The 18,292-nt window shown below is 66.4% G+C and carries 16 protein-coding genes; 8 read left to right on the top strand and 8 right to left on the bottom strand.

What is annotated here, in order from left to right:
* Positions 1-51 precede the first annotated feature (51 nt).
* Positions 52-2,097 (bottom strand): Stk1 family PASTA domain-containing Ser/Thr kinase, encoded by a 2,046-nt coding sequence (gene pknB / locus ACTDXD_RS26150; RefSeq protein WP_440125050.1) that lies wholly within the window; start codon positions 2,095-2,097, stop codon positions 52-54.
* Between the two features lie 111 nt (positions 2,098-2,208).
* On the opposite strand from pknB, the gene ACTDXD_RS26145 reads away from it, so the two are divergent.
* Entirely contained in the window at positions 2,209-2,580 is a 372-nt protein-coding gene (locus ACTDXD_RS26145; RefSeq protein WP_440125049.1) for an Rv2175c family DNA-binding protein, read from the top strand.
* Here ACTDXD_RS26145 and ACTDXD_RS26140 read toward each other — a convergent pair.
* From ACTDXD_RS26140 to ACTDXD_RS26125, 4 genes are all read right to left on the bottom strand, one after another.
* On the bottom strand, positions 2,577-3,572 hold the full coding sequence (locus ACTDXD_RS26140) for a phytoene/squalene synthase family protein (RefSeq protein ID WP_440125048.1): 996 nt from the start codon (positions 3,570-3,572) through the stop codon (positions 2,577-2,579). The genes ACTDXD_RS26145 and ACTDXD_RS26140 overlap by 4 nt on opposite strands.
* A gap of 8 nt (positions 3,573-3,580) precedes the next feature.
* Positions 3,581-5,146, bottom strand: coding sequence for an alpha-(1->6)-mannopyranosyltransferase A (locus tag ACTDXD_RS26135; RefSeq protein ID WP_440125047.1), 1,566 nt, complete (start codon positions 5,144-5,146; stop codon positions 3,581-3,583).
* A 127-nt stretch (positions 5,147-5,273) separates the two neighbouring features.
* Positions 5,274-6,809: a phytoene desaturase family protein gene (crtI, locus tag ACTDXD_RS26130; RefSeq protein WP_440125046.1), complete on the bottom strand. Its 1,536-nt coding sequence runs from the start codon at positions 6,807-6,809 to the stop codon at positions 5,274-5,276.
* Positions 6,809-7,882, bottom strand: coding sequence for a polyprenyl synthetase family protein (locus tag ACTDXD_RS26125; RefSeq protein WP_440125045.1), 1,074 nt, complete (start codon positions 7,880-7,882; stop codon positions 6,809-6,811). Before ACTDXD_RS26125 ends, crtI begins: the two co-directional genes overlap by 1 nt.
* Before the next feature lie 242 nt (positions 7,883-8,124).
* Between ACTDXD_RS26125 and ACTDXD_RS26120 the strand changes: the two genes are divergently transcribed.
* Complete coding sequence (locus ACTDXD_RS26120) at positions 8,125-9,045, top strand: methylenetetrahydrofolate reductase (protein WP_440127808.1); 921 nt, start codon at positions 8,125-8,127, stop codon at positions 9,043-9,045.
* Positions 9,046-9,073: 28 nt separating this feature from the next.
* On the opposite strand, the gene ACTDXD_RS26115 is transcribed toward ACTDXD_RS26120, so the two are convergent.
* The 3 genes from ACTDXD_RS26115 to ACTDXD_RS26105 form a co-directional block, all read right to left on the bottom strand.
* Positions 9,074-9,709 (bottom strand): LppM family (lipo)protein, encoded by a 636-nt coding sequence (locus ACTDXD_RS26115; protein WP_440127807.1) that lies wholly within the window; start codon positions 9,707-9,709, stop codon positions 9,074-9,076.
* Positions 9,710-9,888: 179 nt separating this feature from the next.
* Positions 9,889-11,496: a phytoene desaturase family protein gene (locus tag ACTDXD_RS26110; RefSeq protein ID WP_440125044.1), complete on the bottom strand. Its 1,608-nt coding sequence runs from the start codon at positions 11,494-11,496 to the stop codon at positions 9,889-9,891.
* A complete protein-coding gene (locus tag ACTDXD_RS26105) occupies positions 11,493-12,110 on the bottom strand; it encodes a GNAT family N-acetyltransferase (RefSeq protein ID WP_440125043.1) in 618 nt (205 codons plus the stop codon). Before ACTDXD_RS26105 ends, ACTDXD_RS26110 begins: the two co-directional genes overlap by 4 nt.
* A gap of 251 nt (positions 12,111-12,361) precedes the next feature.
* Here ACTDXD_RS26105 and ACTDXD_RS26100 point away from each other — a divergent pair, with 251 nt between their 5' ends.
* The 6 genes from ACTDXD_RS26100 (at position 12,362) to ACTDXD_RS26075 (ending at position 18,272) form a co-directional block, all read left to right on the top strand.
* A complete protein-coding gene (locus ACTDXD_RS26100; RefSeq protein ID WP_440125042.1) occupies positions 12,362-12,763 on the top strand; it encodes an SAV_6107 family HEPN domain-containing protein in 402 nt (133 codons plus the stop codon).
* Positions 12,764-12,939: 176 nt separating this feature from the next.
* Positions 12,940-13,359: a DUF3040 domain-containing protein gene (locus tag ACTDXD_RS26095; RefSeq protein ID WP_440125041.1), complete on the top strand. Its 420-nt coding sequence runs from the start codon at positions 12,940-12,942 to the stop codon at positions 13,357-13,359.
* Positions 13,360-13,797: 438 nt separating this feature from the next.
* Positions 13,798-14,229, top strand: coding sequence for a division/cell wall cluster transcriptional repressor MraZ (gene mraZ / locus ACTDXD_RS26090; protein ID WP_440125040.1), 432 nt, complete (start codon positions 13,798-13,800; stop codon positions 14,227-14,229).
* A gap of 240 nt (positions 14,230-14,469) precedes the next feature.
* Entirely contained in the window at positions 14,470-15,480 is a 1,011-nt protein-coding gene (rsmH, locus tag ACTDXD_RS26085; protein WP_440125039.1) for a 16S rRNA (cytosine(1402)-N(4))-methyltransferase RsmH, read from the top strand.
* A 3-nt stretch (positions 15,481-15,483) separates the two neighbouring features.
* Positions 15,484-16,365, top strand: a complete 882-nt coding sequence (locus tag ACTDXD_RS26080) for a hypothetical protein (RefSeq protein WP_440125038.1) — start codon at positions 15,484-15,486, stop codon at positions 16,363-16,365.
* Positions 16,362-18,272, top strand: coding sequence for a peptidoglycan D,D-transpeptidase FtsI family protein (locus ACTDXD_RS26075; RefSeq protein ID WP_440125037.1), 1,911 nt, complete (start codon positions 16,362-16,364; stop codon positions 18,270-18,272). The genes ACTDXD_RS26080 and ACTDXD_RS26075 overlap by 4 nt, the downstream gene beginning before the upstream one ends.
* Positions 18,273-18,292 lie beyond the last annotated feature (20 nt).

Genomic DNA, 18,292 nt, shown 5'->3' with positions numbered 1-18,292 from the left:
CCGATAGGGGTCCGTCCGGCGGGCCCACAGAGGACCGTGGAGCAGAACGGATCAGGGCACGGCGGTCAGCACGACCGTAGTGCCCGGTTCGGTTCGGCTCCCGGCGCCGGGGCTCTGCCCGATCACCACGGATCGGTCTGAGTCGGCGAGCTGTCGCACTTCCACATCCAGTCCCAGCCGCGCCAGTTCGTCTCGTGAAGACCCGACCGAACGCCCCATCATCGACGGCACCTTCACCGCGTTCGACACGAGCAGTGTCACCGTGCCGCCCGCTCCGACCCGGTCACCCTCGGACGGATCGGTTCCGGATACCCGGCCCGCGTCGACATCGGGATCGAACACCTCTCGTTCGTCCTGGACTGTCAGGCCGACCTTCTCGAGTGCTGCGCGCGCGGCGTCGACCGTCCGGCCCTCCAGATCCGGAAGTTCCACTGGCGCGGCACCCTTGCTGATAATCACCTCGACCTTCGCGCCGACCGGGAGCACGGTGCCCGGGGCGGGATCGAGCGCCGCGACCGACCCCTCCGGGGCCGATGTGCTGAACGCCGTCCCGCCGTCGACCGGTTCGAACGTGCGCCGCCGCAGTTCGTCCTCGACCGTGTTCCGGTCGCCCCCTCCGGGGACTCCCGGTACCGTCGGTCGACCCAACGACACGAGCAGCGCGACGGTATCGCCGCGCGGAACCTGCGAACCCACCGCCGGATCGGTACCGAGCACCGTGTCGATCGGAACCGCGTCCGAGTACTCACCGCGGGTCACCACGGCCGCGCCTGCCGTCTCGACGGCTGCGGCGGCCGCGGCAGCATCCATGCCCTGTACCGCAGGAATGTCGATCATCCGCCCCGATCCGAGCCACCATCCGGCCAGGCCCATGAGCAGTGCGAGTACGACGATCCCGACGATCCAGCCGGTGGTGGTGCGTCGGGAGGCGCGTCGGTTTGCGCGGTAATCGACCTGCGTACCGTCGCCGGCTCCGGAGCCACCATCGTGACGTCCCTGGATTTCGTCTCGGGTGTGCTCTCGCGTGACGACCTTGGTGTGCTGCGGCTGGGCGTGGCCTTGCGGGATCGGCGAAGCCGCCGCCTGATGGACAACGGTCGGGGCCGCATCCGCGGTAGCCGCAGCCTGTGGCCTGATCGCGGTGGTCTCGGGAACCGCGTTCGGCGTGAGCGGCGACGGCGGCGCGGGGGCCGAGACAGCAGTCTTCGCGGTGATCGCGGATTTCCGGGGCGCCGGGACCCGGTAGCGAGGAAGATCGAGTGCGTCGCTGAGGTCGGTGAGGGCATCGGCCATCGCACCCGCATCGGCGTATCGTTCGTCCGGCTCACGCTCTGTCGCACGACGTACCAGCGTGTCGAATTCTTCCGGAACACCGTCGATCCATGTACCGGGATCGGGTACGTCCTTCTCGACACGCTGATACGCAACCGACAGTGACGTGTCGCCAGTGAAAGGGGTGCGTCCGGTCAGCATCTCGAAAATCAGTACACCGGTCGAGTACACGTCGCTGCGCGCGTCGGCATTACCGGTTGTGACCTGCTCCGGCGAGAGGTACGCGGCCGTACCCAAGATCACACTGCGCGATGTCGTATTCGCGGCCGCGACTGCACGGACAAGCCCGAAATCGGCGATCTTCACCTCGCCGTTCCGGGAGATGAGGATGTTCTCGGGCTTGACGTCGCGGTGCACGAGGCCGGCACGATGAGCCACCGCGAGCGCACCGAGCACGGGCGCTGCCACAGCAGCGGCGGCGTGCGGAGGCATGGGTCCGCGCTCGCGAAGTAGCTCGCGAAGTGTGCCTCCTTCGACGAGTTCCATGACGAGGAACACGTCGTCACCATCTTGTCCCTGGTCGTACACCGCGACGAGACCCGGATGGTTGAGTCGCGCCACCGACCGGGCCTCGAACTCGAACCGCGCGAGGAATTGGGGGTCGGCAGCGAACTGATGGTCCATGACCTTCACCGCGACCGGACGATCGAGACGTTGATCGGTCGCGCGGTACACGGTCGACATGCCACCGCGGGCAATCCGTGCTTCGATCAGATAGCGCCGGTCGAGGAGCTTGCCGACCACATGGTCGCCTCCAGCGGTCACCCGGTGTACCCCCGTGTCTCTGTGTCCCGATTTCGTCCCTGTCGATCGTAGTCATGGTGCCGGCAGGTGGTCGCGTACGTGCCCTCCATGCATCGGCGATACGGTGGAACGGTGAGCACTATTCCGTACTGCGACGACGTCCTCGACCGGACCGTTCCCGTCCTGCAGCTCGTCGACGTGGCCAAGCAACTCGACCTCGCCATTACACGCGTTCATCAGCTGTTGCGCGACCGCCAGCTGATCGCGTTCAAACGAGACCGCGTTCCGGTTGTCCCCGAGGTGTTCTTCGACGGCACCGGAGCGATCGCCAAGGGCCTTCCGGGACTCATCTCGGTGCTCCACGACGGGGGATTCACCGATACAGAGATTCTGGAATGGATGTTCCGGGAGGACGACACTCTCCCCGGCGGAAACGCCATCAACGCGTTGCACACCGATTCGATGAGGGAAGTGATCAGGCGGGCGCAGTCGTCGGCATTCTAGGACGATCGGCCTTCCTGCACACGGGGTGAGTGCTTCCAGGGTCGTCCCGCTATCGCGCCCGAAGCCGCCTGCATCACCGCGACGGACGTCCGCGTGCGGCGCGGGACCGCCACGCGTCGATCCAGGACCTGGTAACCGCTGTGCTCGACCTCGTCGAGGATTCGGCTGTACAGCACGAACGCGGTGCGGATTCCAGGCCGGACGCGGCGGGGAAGCAGGTCAAGGCCGGGTTCGGCCTCGCGGTAGCGGTCCCTGGTCAAGGCAACGGCGTGTGCGAGGGCGCGTCGTACCCGAGGATCGGGGCGACGGTGGCTTTTGCTCGCGCGGAGCAGGTCGTCGTCGACACCGAATGCCGCCCACAGATCGTTCGGCAGGTACACGCGATCGCGCTCGAGGTCCTCACCGACGTCACGGATGAAATTGGTGAGCTGGAACGCTTCGCCGAGCGCACTCGCATACGGCCCGGCCCTGTCGACGTCCTCGACGCCGAACACTGTGAGCAACTGCAGGCCGATCACCGCGGCCGACCCGTACATGTACTCGCGCAGCTCTGCCATGTCGCGATACCGGACACGGTGTTCGCTGGTACCTGGGATGTCCATGCGCATCGACCGGAGGAAGGCCTCGAAATACCTCACAGGGATGTCGTAGCGATCGATGGTGGCGGCGAGTGCCCGGACCACCAGGCCGGTCGGGTCGGGTATCCCAGGATTGCCCTCGAGGGCCTGATGTAGACGTGTGTCCGCGTCATCGACCCCGCGCACAGCCGCAGCCGGATCATCGACAGCGGTGACGTCGACTATGTCGTCGACGATGCGCGCGAAACCGTAGAGGGCGTGCACGGCTCGCCGCCGCTCCTTCGGCAGCAACCGCGCGGCGAGGTCGTAAGTGCGACCGTGCGCGGCGGTCAGCGACGCGCAGTACGCGAACGCTTCGTCGAGGTGGCCGGGTGCGAGCGGACCACGCTCGGTGCGCAGGCGTGGTGCAGGCACGCCCGTTCTCACCGCGTGGCCGTGCGCAGATGCAGTGGGTCGGGACTGCGCAACGAGAGCGCGGCGACGACTGCAGCGAACACAGCGAGTGCAACGTGTGCGATGTTGTACATCCCGATCGAGCCGTCCGGGTTGAAGATCAGCATCAGCCACGTCGACAATGCGACGAAGATCATCAGGGTGCGTGTCGACATCCTGAATGCTGCCGCCACGACAAGTGGCCACGAGTAGTACCAGGGCAACGCAGCCGGCGACAGAAGCGTCACGGCCGTGAGTGCGATGACGATGCCGAGGACGGCGTCGCGTTCGGAGCGGCGGAAGCGCCACCATGCGTAGACCAGGATGATGCCGAGAGCGATCATGCAGAGCATCCGGGTCACGTCGAGTACGGAACCCAGACGCCACGGTGTGAACCAGGTGATCGCATGGCCCATCATCGTCGGAAGCGAAAGCCAGTTGATGATCTTCGACGATCCGGACAGTGCTGTCAGCCACCCGATGCCGACTCCGGCGATCAGCGAGGTACCACCGAAGACGAAGACGAAGACCGCGACCCCGATGCCGACTGTCTTGACGAACGATTTGATGGGGGAGGGGGGTTCGCGGCCTTCTGCGAGCGCGCGGTCGCGTTCATGGATCATCCACACCCACACCAGGAAGGGCAGCGCGAGTCCAGCGGTGGCCTTGATGGCGGCGCCCAGCGATACCAGCGCGAAGCCACTGAGATGGCGTCCTTCGAGCACGAGCACGATCCCGGCAAGCATCAGTCCGACCATCAGCAACTCGTTGTGCACACCCCCGACGAGGTGTACGAGGACGAGCGGATTGAGGACCGCAAGCCACAACGCCACGGTGGGATTGCCGCCCATCCGGCGTGCGAGTCGGGGCACGCCCCAGGCCATCAGCACCAGACCGGGCAGCATGAGTAGACGCCACAGCCACGTGCCGGACACGACGTTGTCGCCGGTGATCGATGTGATGCCTGCTCCGAGCAGCAGATGGACCGGACCATACGGAGTGGTCGTCGTTGTCCAGACGTTACTGACGTTGTCGAGTAACAGGCCCGGGTTGACGACGGGGCCCTCCGAGTACGGATCGAAACCCTCGCGCAACATGGCGCCCTGGGCAAGATACGAGTAGGCGTCCCGGCTGAACATCGGGGTGGCGACCAGCAGTGGAACGGTCCACGTGGGCAGGACCTTCCAGAGGTCGCGGACCGATGCTCGGTCGGCAAGCACGGCACGCCCCAGCCGGACCCAAGCACCGATCATCAGCAGGACACCGATCCAGATGATGATCGTGGAGAGCAGATGACCGTGGCCGAATCGCAGCCACGAGAGGTACATGTCTTCGAGCAACGGATCGACACGGCGAACACTGCCCGCACCGAAGCTGCCGAAGGTCACGAAGGCCGCTCCGCAGGCTCCGAGGACCGCCGCATTGCCGGCGGGGCCACGAAGGAATTCGGCCGCACTACGACGACGTCCGGGCGGTTCCGGGGACGGGATTTCCGTTGCCGGTTCGATGGCCGACCGATCACCGGGATCGGCTTCGGAAGCGGCAGGGGACGACATGGGTACGATTCCTCCCCCGGAAGTCGCGTTGGTGCTGGGCGCAGCTGACAAGAACGATGACACAGTTTAGTGGAGCCGGAAACGGCGGCGCGTCCGCCTCGGTGACGGCGTGGCGCGGACCTCAGTGCTACTGCCGGCCGACACCGAGGCGCTCGGCAGCGAGCCGACCTGACAACAACACCGTAGGGACTCCCACACCCGGCACGGTTCCGGAACCCGCGAGAACGACATTGGGATGCCGCGGGTCCAGGTTGCGACGACGGAACGGGCCCGTCTGCCGGAACACGTGGGCACTTCCGAAGGGGCTACCCGCCGACATGCCCTTGGCTGCCCACGTCGCGGGTGTGTCGATGTGATCGACGTCGAATCCCGAGGTGATTCCCGCGTATCCGCGGGCGTCCAGGGTGGAGAGCAGTTCCTTGGAGTAAGGACCTGCGAGCGCGTCCCACGCCAACGGCGCGCTTTCGAGGTTGGGGCAGGGCGCGAGTACGGACAGTGGTTCGTGCTCGGCTCCGTTGCGGCGGAGCAACAAGTCCGGATCCGACAGTGCAGGCCGCGTGACGAGCAGCGATGGATCGGTCATCAGCCGTCCCCGCCCTCGGGGGGCGGTGATGTCGCGGAAGGTGCCGTCCCACCGCGCACCGAACTCGATGACGTGATGGTGCGCTGCCTGCCACGTCCTGCTGACGGCGGTGGGTACGGTGCCGTGCAGGACGACCGCTGACGGGGACGCGAGTGTCCTCCGGAACCGTGGGGGAGGCAGGAGCGCATCGACTACGGGCAGGTCGGGGGTCAGGACCGTAGCGTCACACGGATAGCAGCTGCCGTCCGCGGTATGCACGCTGCAGACGCGATCACCTGCGAACCGCAGTTCGGTGACGTCGGCTCCGAGATGCAATCTGCCCCCTGCGCGAACGAAGGCATCGGCCATCGCGCGGGCTACGGTACGCATCCCCCCGTCCACGGCGTAGACACCGAGTGAGGTGTCCATGTGCGGGATCGCGCCGTATATCGCCAGGGCGCGTGCCGGTGTCACTCCCGCATACAGTGCCTGGAAGGTGAACACCTTCCGCAACCGAGGATCGTGTATCCGGCGGTTCACCTGTTTACCGAGCCTGCCGAACCCGCCGAGCCGGACAAGTTTCACCAGGTCGTACAGGGCCCCCGGCGAGGAAACCAGGTCGAGCGGCGAATCGAAGTTCGCGTTCATGAACCGGTCGAATTCTGTGTCGAAGATGTCCGCGAGCCATCGCCGCAATGTCAGGTATCGGCGCGCCTCCTCAGCGCCGCACACCCTGGTGACCTCGGCGACCATCGAGTCCGGATCCGAGTGCACGTCGAGCGTGCTGCCATCGGCGAACCGGGCGTGATAGGCGGGGGAGAGCCGAGTGGTGTGCAGCGGCGGGTGCACGGTGGTCGGGTCGGCTCCGACGGCGGCGAGCGCGTCGTTGATCAGTTCGGGCATCGTCAGGACGGTCGCCCCGTTGTCGATCTCGTAGCCGGGGCCGGTGTGGACACCGACGCGGCCGCCCACCGCATCGCAGCGTTCGAGGACGGTCACATCGCGTCCGGCACCACGCAAGTGCAGGGCAGCGGACAGTCCCGCCAGGCCAGCGCCCACCACGACCACTCGCTGTGCGTCGGGAACGGTACGGACGGTCATCACGCCGCGCGCCGCGTCGCGGCCAAGGCCGCCTCCCGCAGGAGTGCTGCGCCCTCCTCGGTTGCCCCCGAGGACCCGAGGGTGGCGAACGCCCGCTCGGTGAGCGCGGTGATCTGCTGCTCTACCTTGTCGACAGCGCCGACCTCGACGAGCACGTTGCGTATGTGCTCGACCTGCTGATCGCTCAGATCGGTGCCGATCGACTCCCTCAGGGTCGCAGCGGCAATCGGATCGTCGGCGTCAGCGGCTTCCAGTGCCAGCGCATACAGCACGGTCCGTTTGCCCGAGCGCAGGTCGTCGCCGGACGGTTTTCCGGTGACCGCCGGGTCGCCGAAAACGCCGAGAAGGTCGTCGCGCAGCTGGAACGCAAGGCCGATATCGGTGCCGAAACGGCGGTACGCGTCGATCAACGACTCGTCGGCACCTGCCAGAACTGCGCCGAGATGCAGTGGGCGTTCGATCGTGTACGCGGCGGTCTTGAATCGGTTGACGCGGGCTGCGGCCTCGACCGACTCGTCCGCTGCGGCCTCACCCGCGATATCGAGGTACTGGCCACCGAGGACCTCGGTGCGCATGGCCGCCCAGACCGGGCCGAGCCGCGCTGCAGCCCCGCTGGGGAGTCCGGCCTCGCGGACCATGTCGTCCGCCCACACCAACGCCAGATCGCCGAGCAGGATCGCGACGGCCTGCCCGAACTCTGCCGGCGCCCCACGCCACGCGTTGTCGCGGTGCAGCCCGGCGAAGTCGACGTGCACGGTGGGAAAGCCGCGACGCGTGGTGGACGCATCGATGATGTCGTCGTGGACCAGCGCACCCGCCTGCACCAGCTCGAGTGCCGAGCACGCCCGTAACACCGCACCGGCGTGCGGTCCGGTCGGGTCCCCGCCTGCACCGAGCCACCCGGACCACGCGAACGACGGACGAATGCGCTTACCTCCGCGGAGAACGAACGACTCCAGCGCGGCGACCGCCTCTGGGTAACCTCCACCGACGGTCTCCACGATGGGGGCCTTGGAATCGAAGAACTGCCGCAGCGCGCCTTCGACGAGTTCGGGGAGCGGGACGGGGGGCACGGGTGCGGGTCCGGTGGACAGGGGATTCCTCCTGGTCGAATGCGTCGAGCGTCGCGCGACGGGTCACGCGACACCGACACCGAGCCTATCCGGCGCTCCTCGCCGTCGCCGGTGGCCGGTCGTTGGTCGGCGCACCCTATGCTGGACGCGTGGTAGTCGATTTCAGGGGGACCGGTGAGGGCGCGGTGGCCGACAGCGCCGAGCGAGTCGAGCAAGATGGTGATTCGCGTACGCCATCGATCGTGCATCGCCTCGGCGATCTGCGTGGCAGGCGGATTCCGTTCTCTGTCGAATTCTCCCCGCCGCGCGACGCGGACGCCGAGGCACGACTGTGGCGCGCCGTCCGGGTGTTCGAGCGGCTCGGCCCTGCGTTCGTCTCGATGACGTACGGTGCGGGAGGTTCCACGCGCGACCGAACAGTCCGCGTGACCGGCGAACTCGCGGAAGCGACGACGCTGCTGCCGGTGGCGCACCTGACCGCTGTCGGACACAGCGTCGACGAACTTCGGGCGATGGTCGGTGCGTATGCGGATCGCGGCATCACGAATATTCTGGCGCTGCGCGGCGACCCGCCCGGCAACCCGCTCGGTGAGTGGGAACAGCACCCCGAGGGGCTCGCACACGCCGACGAACTGGTGCGACTCGTACGCGACCTCGGTGACTTCCATGTCGGGGTGGCCTCGTTCCCCGAGGGGCATCATCGTTCACCCGACCTCGATCACGACACCCGGTTTCTGGTGAACAAGCTCCGCGCGGGTGCCGAATACTCCATTACCCAGATGTTCTTCGACGTGGAGCACTATCTGAGATTGCGCGACCGCGTCGCCGCGTTCGACACAGAGCAGGCCGCCAAGCCGATCATCCCCGAGATCATGCCGATCACCTCGCTGCGATCGGCGCGCCGTAGCTTGGAGTTGTCCGGATCGAAGCTCCCAGTGGCGCTCGAGGAGCGTCTCGTGCGGGCAGCCGGTGACGGGCCGGACGAGGACCGGGCAGCTGTGCGCGAGGTCGGCATCGATGTGGCCACCGAGATGTGCGAACGCCTCATCGCCGAGGGTGCTCCCTGTCTGCACTTCATCACGCTGAATTTCGCGCGGGCCACCAGTGAGGTGCTCACGCGCCTCGGCATCGAAATGCCTGCACCTGCGGCGCAACCGGCCTGACGGCCGTATCTTTGGGCGGTTGTGCTGGTCAGGACCGGCTTCGACCGTTCGATGACGGTCGTGTGGCAGAGGGATTGCGAGTGAACCAGGCCAATGCGCCGATCAGGAGCGTGACGGCCGTGGCGCCGCCGGCCACGATCCCGGCCCATCCCGCAAATCCGCGGGTGTTGGGGTCGGAGTAACGCACTTCTGCGCGCAGCGTGCTCACTTCACCTGCGGGGAGTTTCCACGAGACGATCGAATCGGACTCGCGGTCGCCGTTGGTGGTGGCCACACGCGCGGGAAAGGCGATGGTGAACTGGACGTCGGTGCCGCGTTCAGGGGCCGCTTCGAGATCGACCCGCCCGGTGAGCGACACGAGGTCGCCTGCACGCTGCAGGGAGAGTTGGAAGGATCCGGCGCTCTGATCCGACATGGTCGCGAGTTGCTGCACGTCGCCGAAGGTCAGGTCGCTGAAGAAGACCTGGCTGCCGACATATCCGTCCTGTGCGTACTCTTGAATGCGCACTTTTCCGGCCAGGGCCGAGGGAACGGTGAGTTCGGGGCCCTTGTCGTTCTCGTCGATCGGGATCGTCGCCGCGACGACCTGGCCGGAGACCCGATCATCGGACGAGATTCCCATGGACGTCTGGACACGAAGGCATCCGGTGAGAGCGGGAACCATCAGGATCAGAAGTGCGAAGGCGGCGATGACCCTGCGGGCGATGGCCTGGCGAGGGACGGCTGCGGGGCGAACGGATGTGGAGGACGGCGGCACAGGGATATGGTGCCAGGCCGACGTCGTGCGTTCTGACCATCGGGTCGGATCCGGCGCGTCGTCGGGTTCTCGCGTGGACCTCCGGATCACCGTGCGAGCCGGCCGAGTGTTCTGCGCAGCAGGCCGCCACCGCTGTCGGCGAGTGCGACGCGTGCGGCGCTGCGGCCGCTCGATCCCGACACGCCGCCTCCGGGATGCATCGATGCACCTGTGAGATACATCCCGGACGTACCCGGCACGCGGTAGCCGGACAGCTCGGGGACAGGACGCCAGAAGAACATCTGATCGAGTGCCATCTCCACGTGCATGACGTTGCCGCCGATCAGCCCCATTTCACGTTCGATGTCTTCGGGCGTCTGCGTGTGTATATGGCGGATACCCGCGGTGAAACCGGGGGCCCGGGTCTCCATCTCGGCGATGATCCGGTCGGTCTCGGCTGCGGCTTCCGACCGCCAGGTACGTCCATTGCCGAGCCGGTAGGCGTACCACTGTGACCACAGAGTGATCTGGTGTTCCCCGGACGGTGCGATCGACGGGTCGAGCGCGGAGAAGCTCATCGCCAGGACAGCGGGCGTCGGCGGCAACTCTCCTGCAAGCGCCGCGCCGTGCGCGAGACGAAGCTGAGCGCGGTCGTCGACGAGCAGTTGCAGACCGGTGGTGTCACCGCCGTCACCGGGTGCGCCGCGATAACGGGGAAGCGAATCGGTGCCGAGTCGGAGCACCATGCCTATGCCGGGACCGACGCGAATCCGTCGTCTCCACGCGCCGATCCGCGAGGCATCGAATCCACCCTGTTCGAGCATGTCGAGTGTGGTGAGAATGTGGCATCCGGCGATGACGGTTCGGGCGCTGATGATTCGCCCGGACTCTGTGCGGACCGTCCAGATCTCGCCGGACCGACGGATCTCTACCGCGGCGTCGCCGCACGTCACGGTGCCTCCGTCGGAGGCGAGCCTGGACGTCAGGGCCTGTGTGAGAGCACCACTGCCGCCGACAGGTCGTCCGGGCGGCAACGTGTGCATCAGTGCAGCGAATCCGACCATGGGTGCAGTGCCCGGCTCGGACATCGGTGGCCCGGACTGTGCACCGAACCAGGCAAGTGCGGCCTTGAGCGGTTCGTCGTCGAAGTATTCGTCGAGGAGGGCATCACCGGAGGTGAGGAATCGCCGTGACAGGTCGAGAGCACCCCCGCCGAGGTCGAGCCCACGGAACGACGGGACGAGATGACGGGCGGTCGGTGGCGCCGCGAACGATCTCATGACCGCAGCTGTGCGCGGACCCCACTCGCGCACGAAGCGGAGGTATGCCTCGGCGTCGCGTTCCCCGCAGGCCGCCTCGATCGATGCGCAGGTGTGATCGAGGTCGCGTCGGAAGACGATGCCGGGTCGGCCGCTCCCCGCCGGAGGCGGGGCGAATGCCCATGGATCGCAATCGATGTACCGCAGGCCGTGCGAAGCAAGATCGAGTTCCTCGAGAATGCCGGAGTGCCGGATCATGATGTGAGCCGACGACCCGCGGTCGACCGCGTATCCGGGGAATCGCTCCACGGTCGAGACTGCGCCGCCGATGACGGTGTCGCGCTCGACGACCTCGATCGACCAGCCTTCGCGTGCCAGGTAGCAGGCCGAGACGAGTGCGTTGTGCCCGGAACCGATGACGACGGCGTCGAGCACCGAACTACCTGTGACGGTCATCGCGGTGCCTTGGAGGGGGCCGCGTCGATCGGGAGCGCGCGACCGAGAACAGCGAAGGGGCGAGCGTCCCCGGTGAAGACGAACCGCCGGACCACATCGCGGAAGCCGAAACGCCGGTAGAGACGCCACGCGCGGTTGTCTTCTTCTGCGATCTCGGGTGTCGACAGCATGACCGCCTCCTCTGGGCGATCCAGGAGCAATCGTCGCAGGAGTGCCTCGCCGATGCGATGGCCCTGAGCGTCGGGCCGAACGTGCAGTTCGGTCAGTTCGAAGTAATCGCGGAGCAGCGCGTCGATCGAGTCCGGGGACATTCCCGAGTGCCGCATCCCGGCGCGTACCTGCTGGTGCCACCACTGATGGGGGTGCCCGTGGTAGCCGTAGGCGATCCCGACGAAAGTACTGGGGTCGCCCGGCATCATTGCGGCGACGGCGCGCCAGCCGTCGCGATCGGCGTGCTCCGACCACATCGGCGCGCGGTGGTGTTCGGTGCCTCGGGGATATCGCATGGCGGTGACGTAGACGGACAGGAGATCGGGCAGGTGGGTCCGGAACTCCGTGGGGGTGAGGTCGACGAGTACCGGCTTCGGGTCGTGCCGATTCGGGTCAGTGCTCATATGGGGACGGAGACCGCCTTCCCTTGACGACGTGTCGGTGGGTCCAGCTATATTGAATACGTCGAACCTATGTTCGATGCCGGTGATCCGAGGATGTTCGAGGGAAGCGAACATCCCCGGATCGTCCGGGCCGGAGCCGCACTGCGGCAGGGCAGGAAGGTGCACGAGCCATGGCAGCCCCGAACACCTCGAGATCAAGATCACATAGGTCCGCCGGGGGGCCTGCCCTCGCGGGTTGTGTGGGGCCGACCATGTCGGCCCGCGCTGCGTCGCTGTTGCGCAAGGCAGACGAACTCCTGTCCGGAGCTGCAGGTGCAGACGCGCCCGGCGAACGGTTCCGCTTGTCCTATCTCGCCGCATTGCGCGGCGCAGGCGCAGTGGTTGCAGCCGCGGAACTGAGGGCGGCTCAACGTCCCAAACGGAGGCCCGCGACCCGAAACGCCTGGGTGATGATGATGCGCGCTGATGAATCGTTCGCCGGCTGGGCAGATTTTTTCGCTGATCGATCAGCTGCGCGCGCCGCGGTCGAGGCCGGGGTGCAGCGGGTTGTCGATACGGAAGACGCATCGGCCTTCTTCGACGAGGTCGGACTTTTCCTGCACGACGTCGAGAGCTATTTGTCCGCTGAGAGCGGAACCGGGTCTCGCATGTGACCTCGGCCCCTGGCCGAACGGTACTTTTCGACCCGGGAGATCGAACCAACTTTCGTAGTTGGTGGTCCCGGAGGAAATGTGCTCGTATCATTGACTCAGGCGGCCGTGATGTCGGCGCCCCGCCGGATTCGTCCCACCGGGTCCGGCGGCCACCGTTTAGTGCCGGGGGAGGTACCGTGCCACTCTCCGAGCACGAGCAGCGCATGCTCGATCAGATCGAGAGCGCGCTCTATGCTGAGGATCCCAAGTTCGCCTCGACCGTTCGCGGAAAGCGACTGGGTATGGCGTCCAACAGGCGGCGGCTGCAGGCCGGCGCACTGTTCGTATTGGGTTTGTCGTTGCTTATCGCGGGAGTTGCCCTACCGGTCAAACCGGGTGGGTTCCCGATCATCAGCCTGCTCGGGTTTCTCGTGATGTTCGGTGCGGGAGTTCTCGTGCTGGTCGACGGACGGCATCGATCCGCATCGGGTGCCGCATCCAGCGGAGCGGATTCCGGAAAGCGCGGTAAGGCTTCCACTCGTGGTCGGAAGAAGTCTTCGGAGGGCTTCACCCACCGGATGGAGGAGCGGTTCCGGCGTCGCTTCGAACAAGAGTGATCTGACGCGCACACCGCGCACACATACAGGAAGGGCGCGACCCATGGGGGTCGCGCCCTTCCTGTATGTGTGGGGTGTTCCCTTGCCGGTGGGGCATACGAAACACCCGGCCGGTCTCATCAACCCCACTGCGCCCCACTGCAACGCAATCTGTCTGTTTCGGTGTCGCCCCCCACCAGGCGGACCTGCAATTTCCTGCGTTTCGATGTTCCCGGGCGCACGTCACAGGCGGGTGCGAGCGCGGTAACCGTCACAGGCGCGCACGGTGCCCCACCTCCGCCACGTCCGCTGACCAGGAATTTCAAGAACAACACGCCGATCGGACGCCTGTTAATCGGATATTCGTGGGGTGAAGTGGGGTACTGTGGGGCGCGGCGGGGAGCGAGAGAGTCCTCGTCGCACGACACAGAGTCCGTCCGGCAAGGCGGGAGGTTCCGGGTGTTTCTCGGCACCTACACGCCGAAGTTGGACGACAAGGGCAGGCTCACTCTGCCTGCGAAGTATCGAGATGAACTGGCGGGAGGGTTGATGATCACCAAAGGGCAGGATCACAGCCTGACCGTGTATCCACGCGATGAATTCACCGCGCTCGCGGAACGGGCGGCGGCAGCGTCTCGCAGCAACCCCAGCATGCGTGCCTACCTGCGAAACCTCGCGGCGAGCACGGATGAACAGCGTCCCGATTCGCAAGGCCGCATCACGTTGTCCATGTCGCATCGGACATACGCGGGGCTCACCAAGGACTGCGTTGTGATCGGTTCTGTCAACTATCTCGAGATCTGGAACGCCGAGTCGTGGGAGGCATACCTGGCCGAGCACGAGGAGGGTTTCTCCGAAGCAAGGGACGAGGTACTTCGCGACATATTGTGACGACTCTTCGGCTCTGCGCGGCGAGTGCCGTGAGGCCTCTGCCCGGGACCGACCCTGACGCACTTCCCCGGCGCCAGGTACGGAACGGAAGCCCTGACACACTTCCCCAGTGTCAGGTCTCCGGGATCGGACAGAGACCTCCTGGCATTCGCCGCCGCCGTATCCAGACCATCCGACCGACCACCAAAATCGAACGGCCCGCGTGGCCCGCATCGAACGAGCAGGATTTCGGAGGACCACATGGTGGACGGCGAGGATGACGCCGAAACGACCGACACTGATGGCTTCGGCCATGTTCCGGTACTGCTCGACCGCGCCATAGAGCTGCTGGGGCCGGCGATCGAGGCAGCAGGTCCCGGCGGGGCCGGGGCGGTGTACGTCGATGCGACTCTCGGGCTGGGTGGTCACTCCGCGCATTTCTTGCGCACCTTTCCCGGCCTGAGGCTGGTAGGGCTCGACCGGGATCCCGACGCCCTCGATATTGCGCGCGGACGTTTGGCCGAGTTCTCCGGCCGCACCGACTTCGTCCACACCCGCTACGACGGTATTGCCGACGCGCTCGAAGGGGTGGGCCTCGACCGAGTCGGGTCGGTGCACGCAATCCTGTTCGATCTCGGCGTGTCGTCGATGCAGCTCGATGAGGCCGAACGCGGATTTGCCTATTCGAAGGATGCGCCGCTGGACATGCGGATGGATCCCACCATCGGGATCACGGCCGCCGACGTGCTCAACACCTATGGCCACGGTGATCTCGCCCGAATCCTCAGTACCTACGGCGAGGAGCGATTCGCCGGGAAGATCGCGTCCGAGATCCTGCGATCTCGTGAGAAGTCGCCCTTCCGGAACAGTGGCGAGCTCGTCGAATTGCTGTACCGGACGATTCCCGCCGCATCGCGACGCACCGGCGGGCACCCCGCCAAGCGCACCTTCCAGGCCCTTCGAGTGGAGGTCAACGGCGAGCTCGATTCGTTGCGCAGCGCGATTCCGGAGGCACTCGATTCCCTCGCGATCGGGGGGCGAGTGGTGTTCATGTCCTACCAGTCCCTCGAAGACCGTGTCGTCAAGCAGGAGCTCGCACCGCGCTCGAAATCCCGCAGTCCTGAGGGGCTTCCGGTGGAGCTGCCCGGAATGGGCCCGGAACTTCGCATCCTCACACGGGGCGCAGAGCGCGCGTCCGACGACGAGATCGACAAGAATCCACGCTCGGCGCCCGTCCGGCTGCGTGCCGCGGAACGAATTGCCAGGAGGTAGAAGATGACCCTGCAGGTGCCATCCCCGCCCCGACCTCGGCAGGCTCGATCGACGGCAGCGCAGCGTGCCTACCAGCGCCGCAATCAGCGGGCTGCACAGCTGGTCTCCCCGGCCGAGACTCGCGGGCGCACCACCGGTGCGCGCCGTGTCGCGACACGCATTCCGTTCGTCGCGAGCATCATTGCGCTGCTCGCGGTCGGGATGATGGTGACCCTGCTTCTGACGACACGGGCTGCGGAGGACTCCTACGAGCTCGGTGCTGCCCGCGCGTACAACGAGAGTCTCCTTCAGCAGCGAGCAGTGCTGCAGCGTGACGTGGAAGCGGGTCTGACAGCTCCGGTACTCGCGCAGCATGCCGCAGAACTCGGCATGATCCCCGCGGGGCAGGCAACGAGGCTCGTTGTGGGCGAGGACGGCTCGGTGCAAGTCGTCGGTGAACCGGTGGCCGCGCAGGGTGCACCGCCGGCGCCGCTGAATGCCCCGGAGCCGCGGGGCGATGTGCAACCTCCGCTTGCAGGCAGCGCCGGGCGTGAGAATCCCCGTCCGTTGTCGCCGTCGGGCGAGCAGCCTGCACCTCGAGACGCTGTGGAATCGCCTGAAGCGGTGGACCCCGAAAGCCGGGCCGCGGCGGCAGCAGAGGCGCCGCGCGCCTCCGTGCCGGCAGCGCAGACCCCTGTCGGTGAGCCTGCGCCCGGCGCTCCCGCCGGTCCTGGGCCTGAGGCCGCCGCGGGCGCGGGAGGCCGGGAAGGTGGCGCCGCGCCGCAGCCCGAGAATGTCACGGTTCTTCCCGAAGAAGCGGAACAATCGGTGCCTGTGAGTGAACTGCCGCAACCCGAGGCTTCCCGGATTGGTGAGCCGTTGGGATCGGAGGCCGGACAACGGTGAGGAACGGCGCCACCCCTCGCCGTGCGGCTCGGCCGCGCGGTAGTGCTCCCAGGCGTCGGCCCGCATCGAGGGGTGCAGGATGGCGCCCGAGCCGCCGTCGCACCGACACCACGGCGTTCCAGTTCCGAAACAAACTCGGTCTCTGGGCGGTTTTCGCAATCCTCGGTCTCGCGGGCGCTCAACTGTTGTCGATCCAACTGTTCCAAGCGCCGACATTGTCTGCAGAGGCAGCAAGTCAGCGCACGACCCGACTCGTCGAACCCGCAACGCGCGGAACGATCAGCGACCGCAACGGTAATCCGCTCGCCTACACGATGGAAGCCAAAGCGATCACGTTCCAGCCTGTGCGCGTCCGGAAAGAACTGAGCGAGGCCCGGGCGAAGGACCCGTCACAGCCCGAGGTCGCCGAGTATCTCGAGGGAGTGGCCGACGCATTGCACGATGCGCTCGGAGCCGCTGCACCCAAGAAGGAGGTGCTCGAGAAACTCGAGAGTGACGAGACATTCGTCTATCTCGCTCGCGGGGTGGATCCCGGTGTGGCGGCAGCCATCGTCGACGAATACAGCATGGTGGGGCTGGAACGGCAGGACATCCGGCTGTATCCCGGCGGATCGCTCGCGGCGAACATCGTGGGTGCGACCGGGTGGGACGGGTACGGACTGATCGGCCTCGAGGCCTCCATGGACTCGGTCCTCGCCGGTACCGACGGATCGTCCACCTACGACCGCGGTTCGGACGGTGTGGTTATTCCGGGAAGTTGGCGCGACCAGCACCCCGCTGTGAACGGTTCGTCCGTCGAGCTCACGATCGACAACGACATCCAGTACCACGTGCAGCAGCAGGTGCAACGAGCGAAAGATCTGTCCGGTGCCGACAACGCGTCGGCGGTGGTGCTCGATGCGCACACCGGCGAGGTACTCGCGATGTCCAACGACAGCACGTTCGACCCCTCCATCGGTGTCGCCAACAATCCGCCTTCGGCAGAGCAAGGCAACCCGGCGGTCGCCTCACCGTTCGAACCCGGATCGGTGAACAAGATCATCACTGCTGCTGCGGCGATCGAGGACGGACTCACGACACCCGACGAGGTCCTGCAGGTCCCCGGCAGCATCGATATGTCGGGTGTCACGGTCAAGGACGCTTGGGACCACGGCGTCGTGCCGTACACCACCACGGGAATCTTCGGGAAGTCCTCCAATGTGGGCACACTCATGCTCGCAGAACGCATCGGTGAAGACAGGTTCGCCGAGATGCTCGACCTGTTCGGCCTCGGTCAGCGCACCGAGGTGGGCCTTCCCGGTGAGTCCGCCGGATTGGTGCCCAGCCGAGAGCAGTGGTCGGGTGGTACGTTCGCGAACCTTCCGATCGGGCAGGGACTGTCGATGACACTGCTGCAGATGACCGGGATCTATCAGGCGATCGCCAACGACGGTGAGCGCATTCCGCCCCGCATCGTCGACGCGACGATCGGTCCCGATGGCACCCGCACCGAAACGGAATCGCCCGATCCGGTCCGGGTGGTGAGTCCGCAGACAGCAGCTACGGTGCGCGATATGTTCCGGTCGGTCGTCCAATCCGATACGGGAAATCAGCAGGGGACGGGGGCGCAGGCAGCGATCGAGGGGTACCAGATCGCAGGTAAGACCGGTACCGCCCAGCAGATCGACCCCAACTGTGGGTGCTACTCGAACTCGGACTACTGGATCACCTTCGCGGGCATCGCTCCGTCGGACGATCCGAAGTACGTGATCGGGATCATGCTCGATGCGCCCACGCGCAGCTCGGACGGTACCGGCGGCCAGTCCGCGGCTCCACTGTTCCGAGATATCGCCTCGTGGCTCCTGCAGCGTGCCGCAGTGCCGTTGTCGCCGGAACCGGGTGGCAAGCTGATTCTCCAGGCCGATTGAATCCTGATGTTCATATCGTC

This window comes from Rhodococcus sp. SJ-3, from assembly GCF_051918125.1.
Classification (GTDB): Bacteria; Actinomycetota; Actinomycetes; order Mycobacteriales; family Mycobacteriaceae; genus Rhodococcus.
The sequence above is the reverse complement of the archived record's forward strand: the minus strand, read 5'-3'. Positions and strand labels throughout refer to the sequence as shown.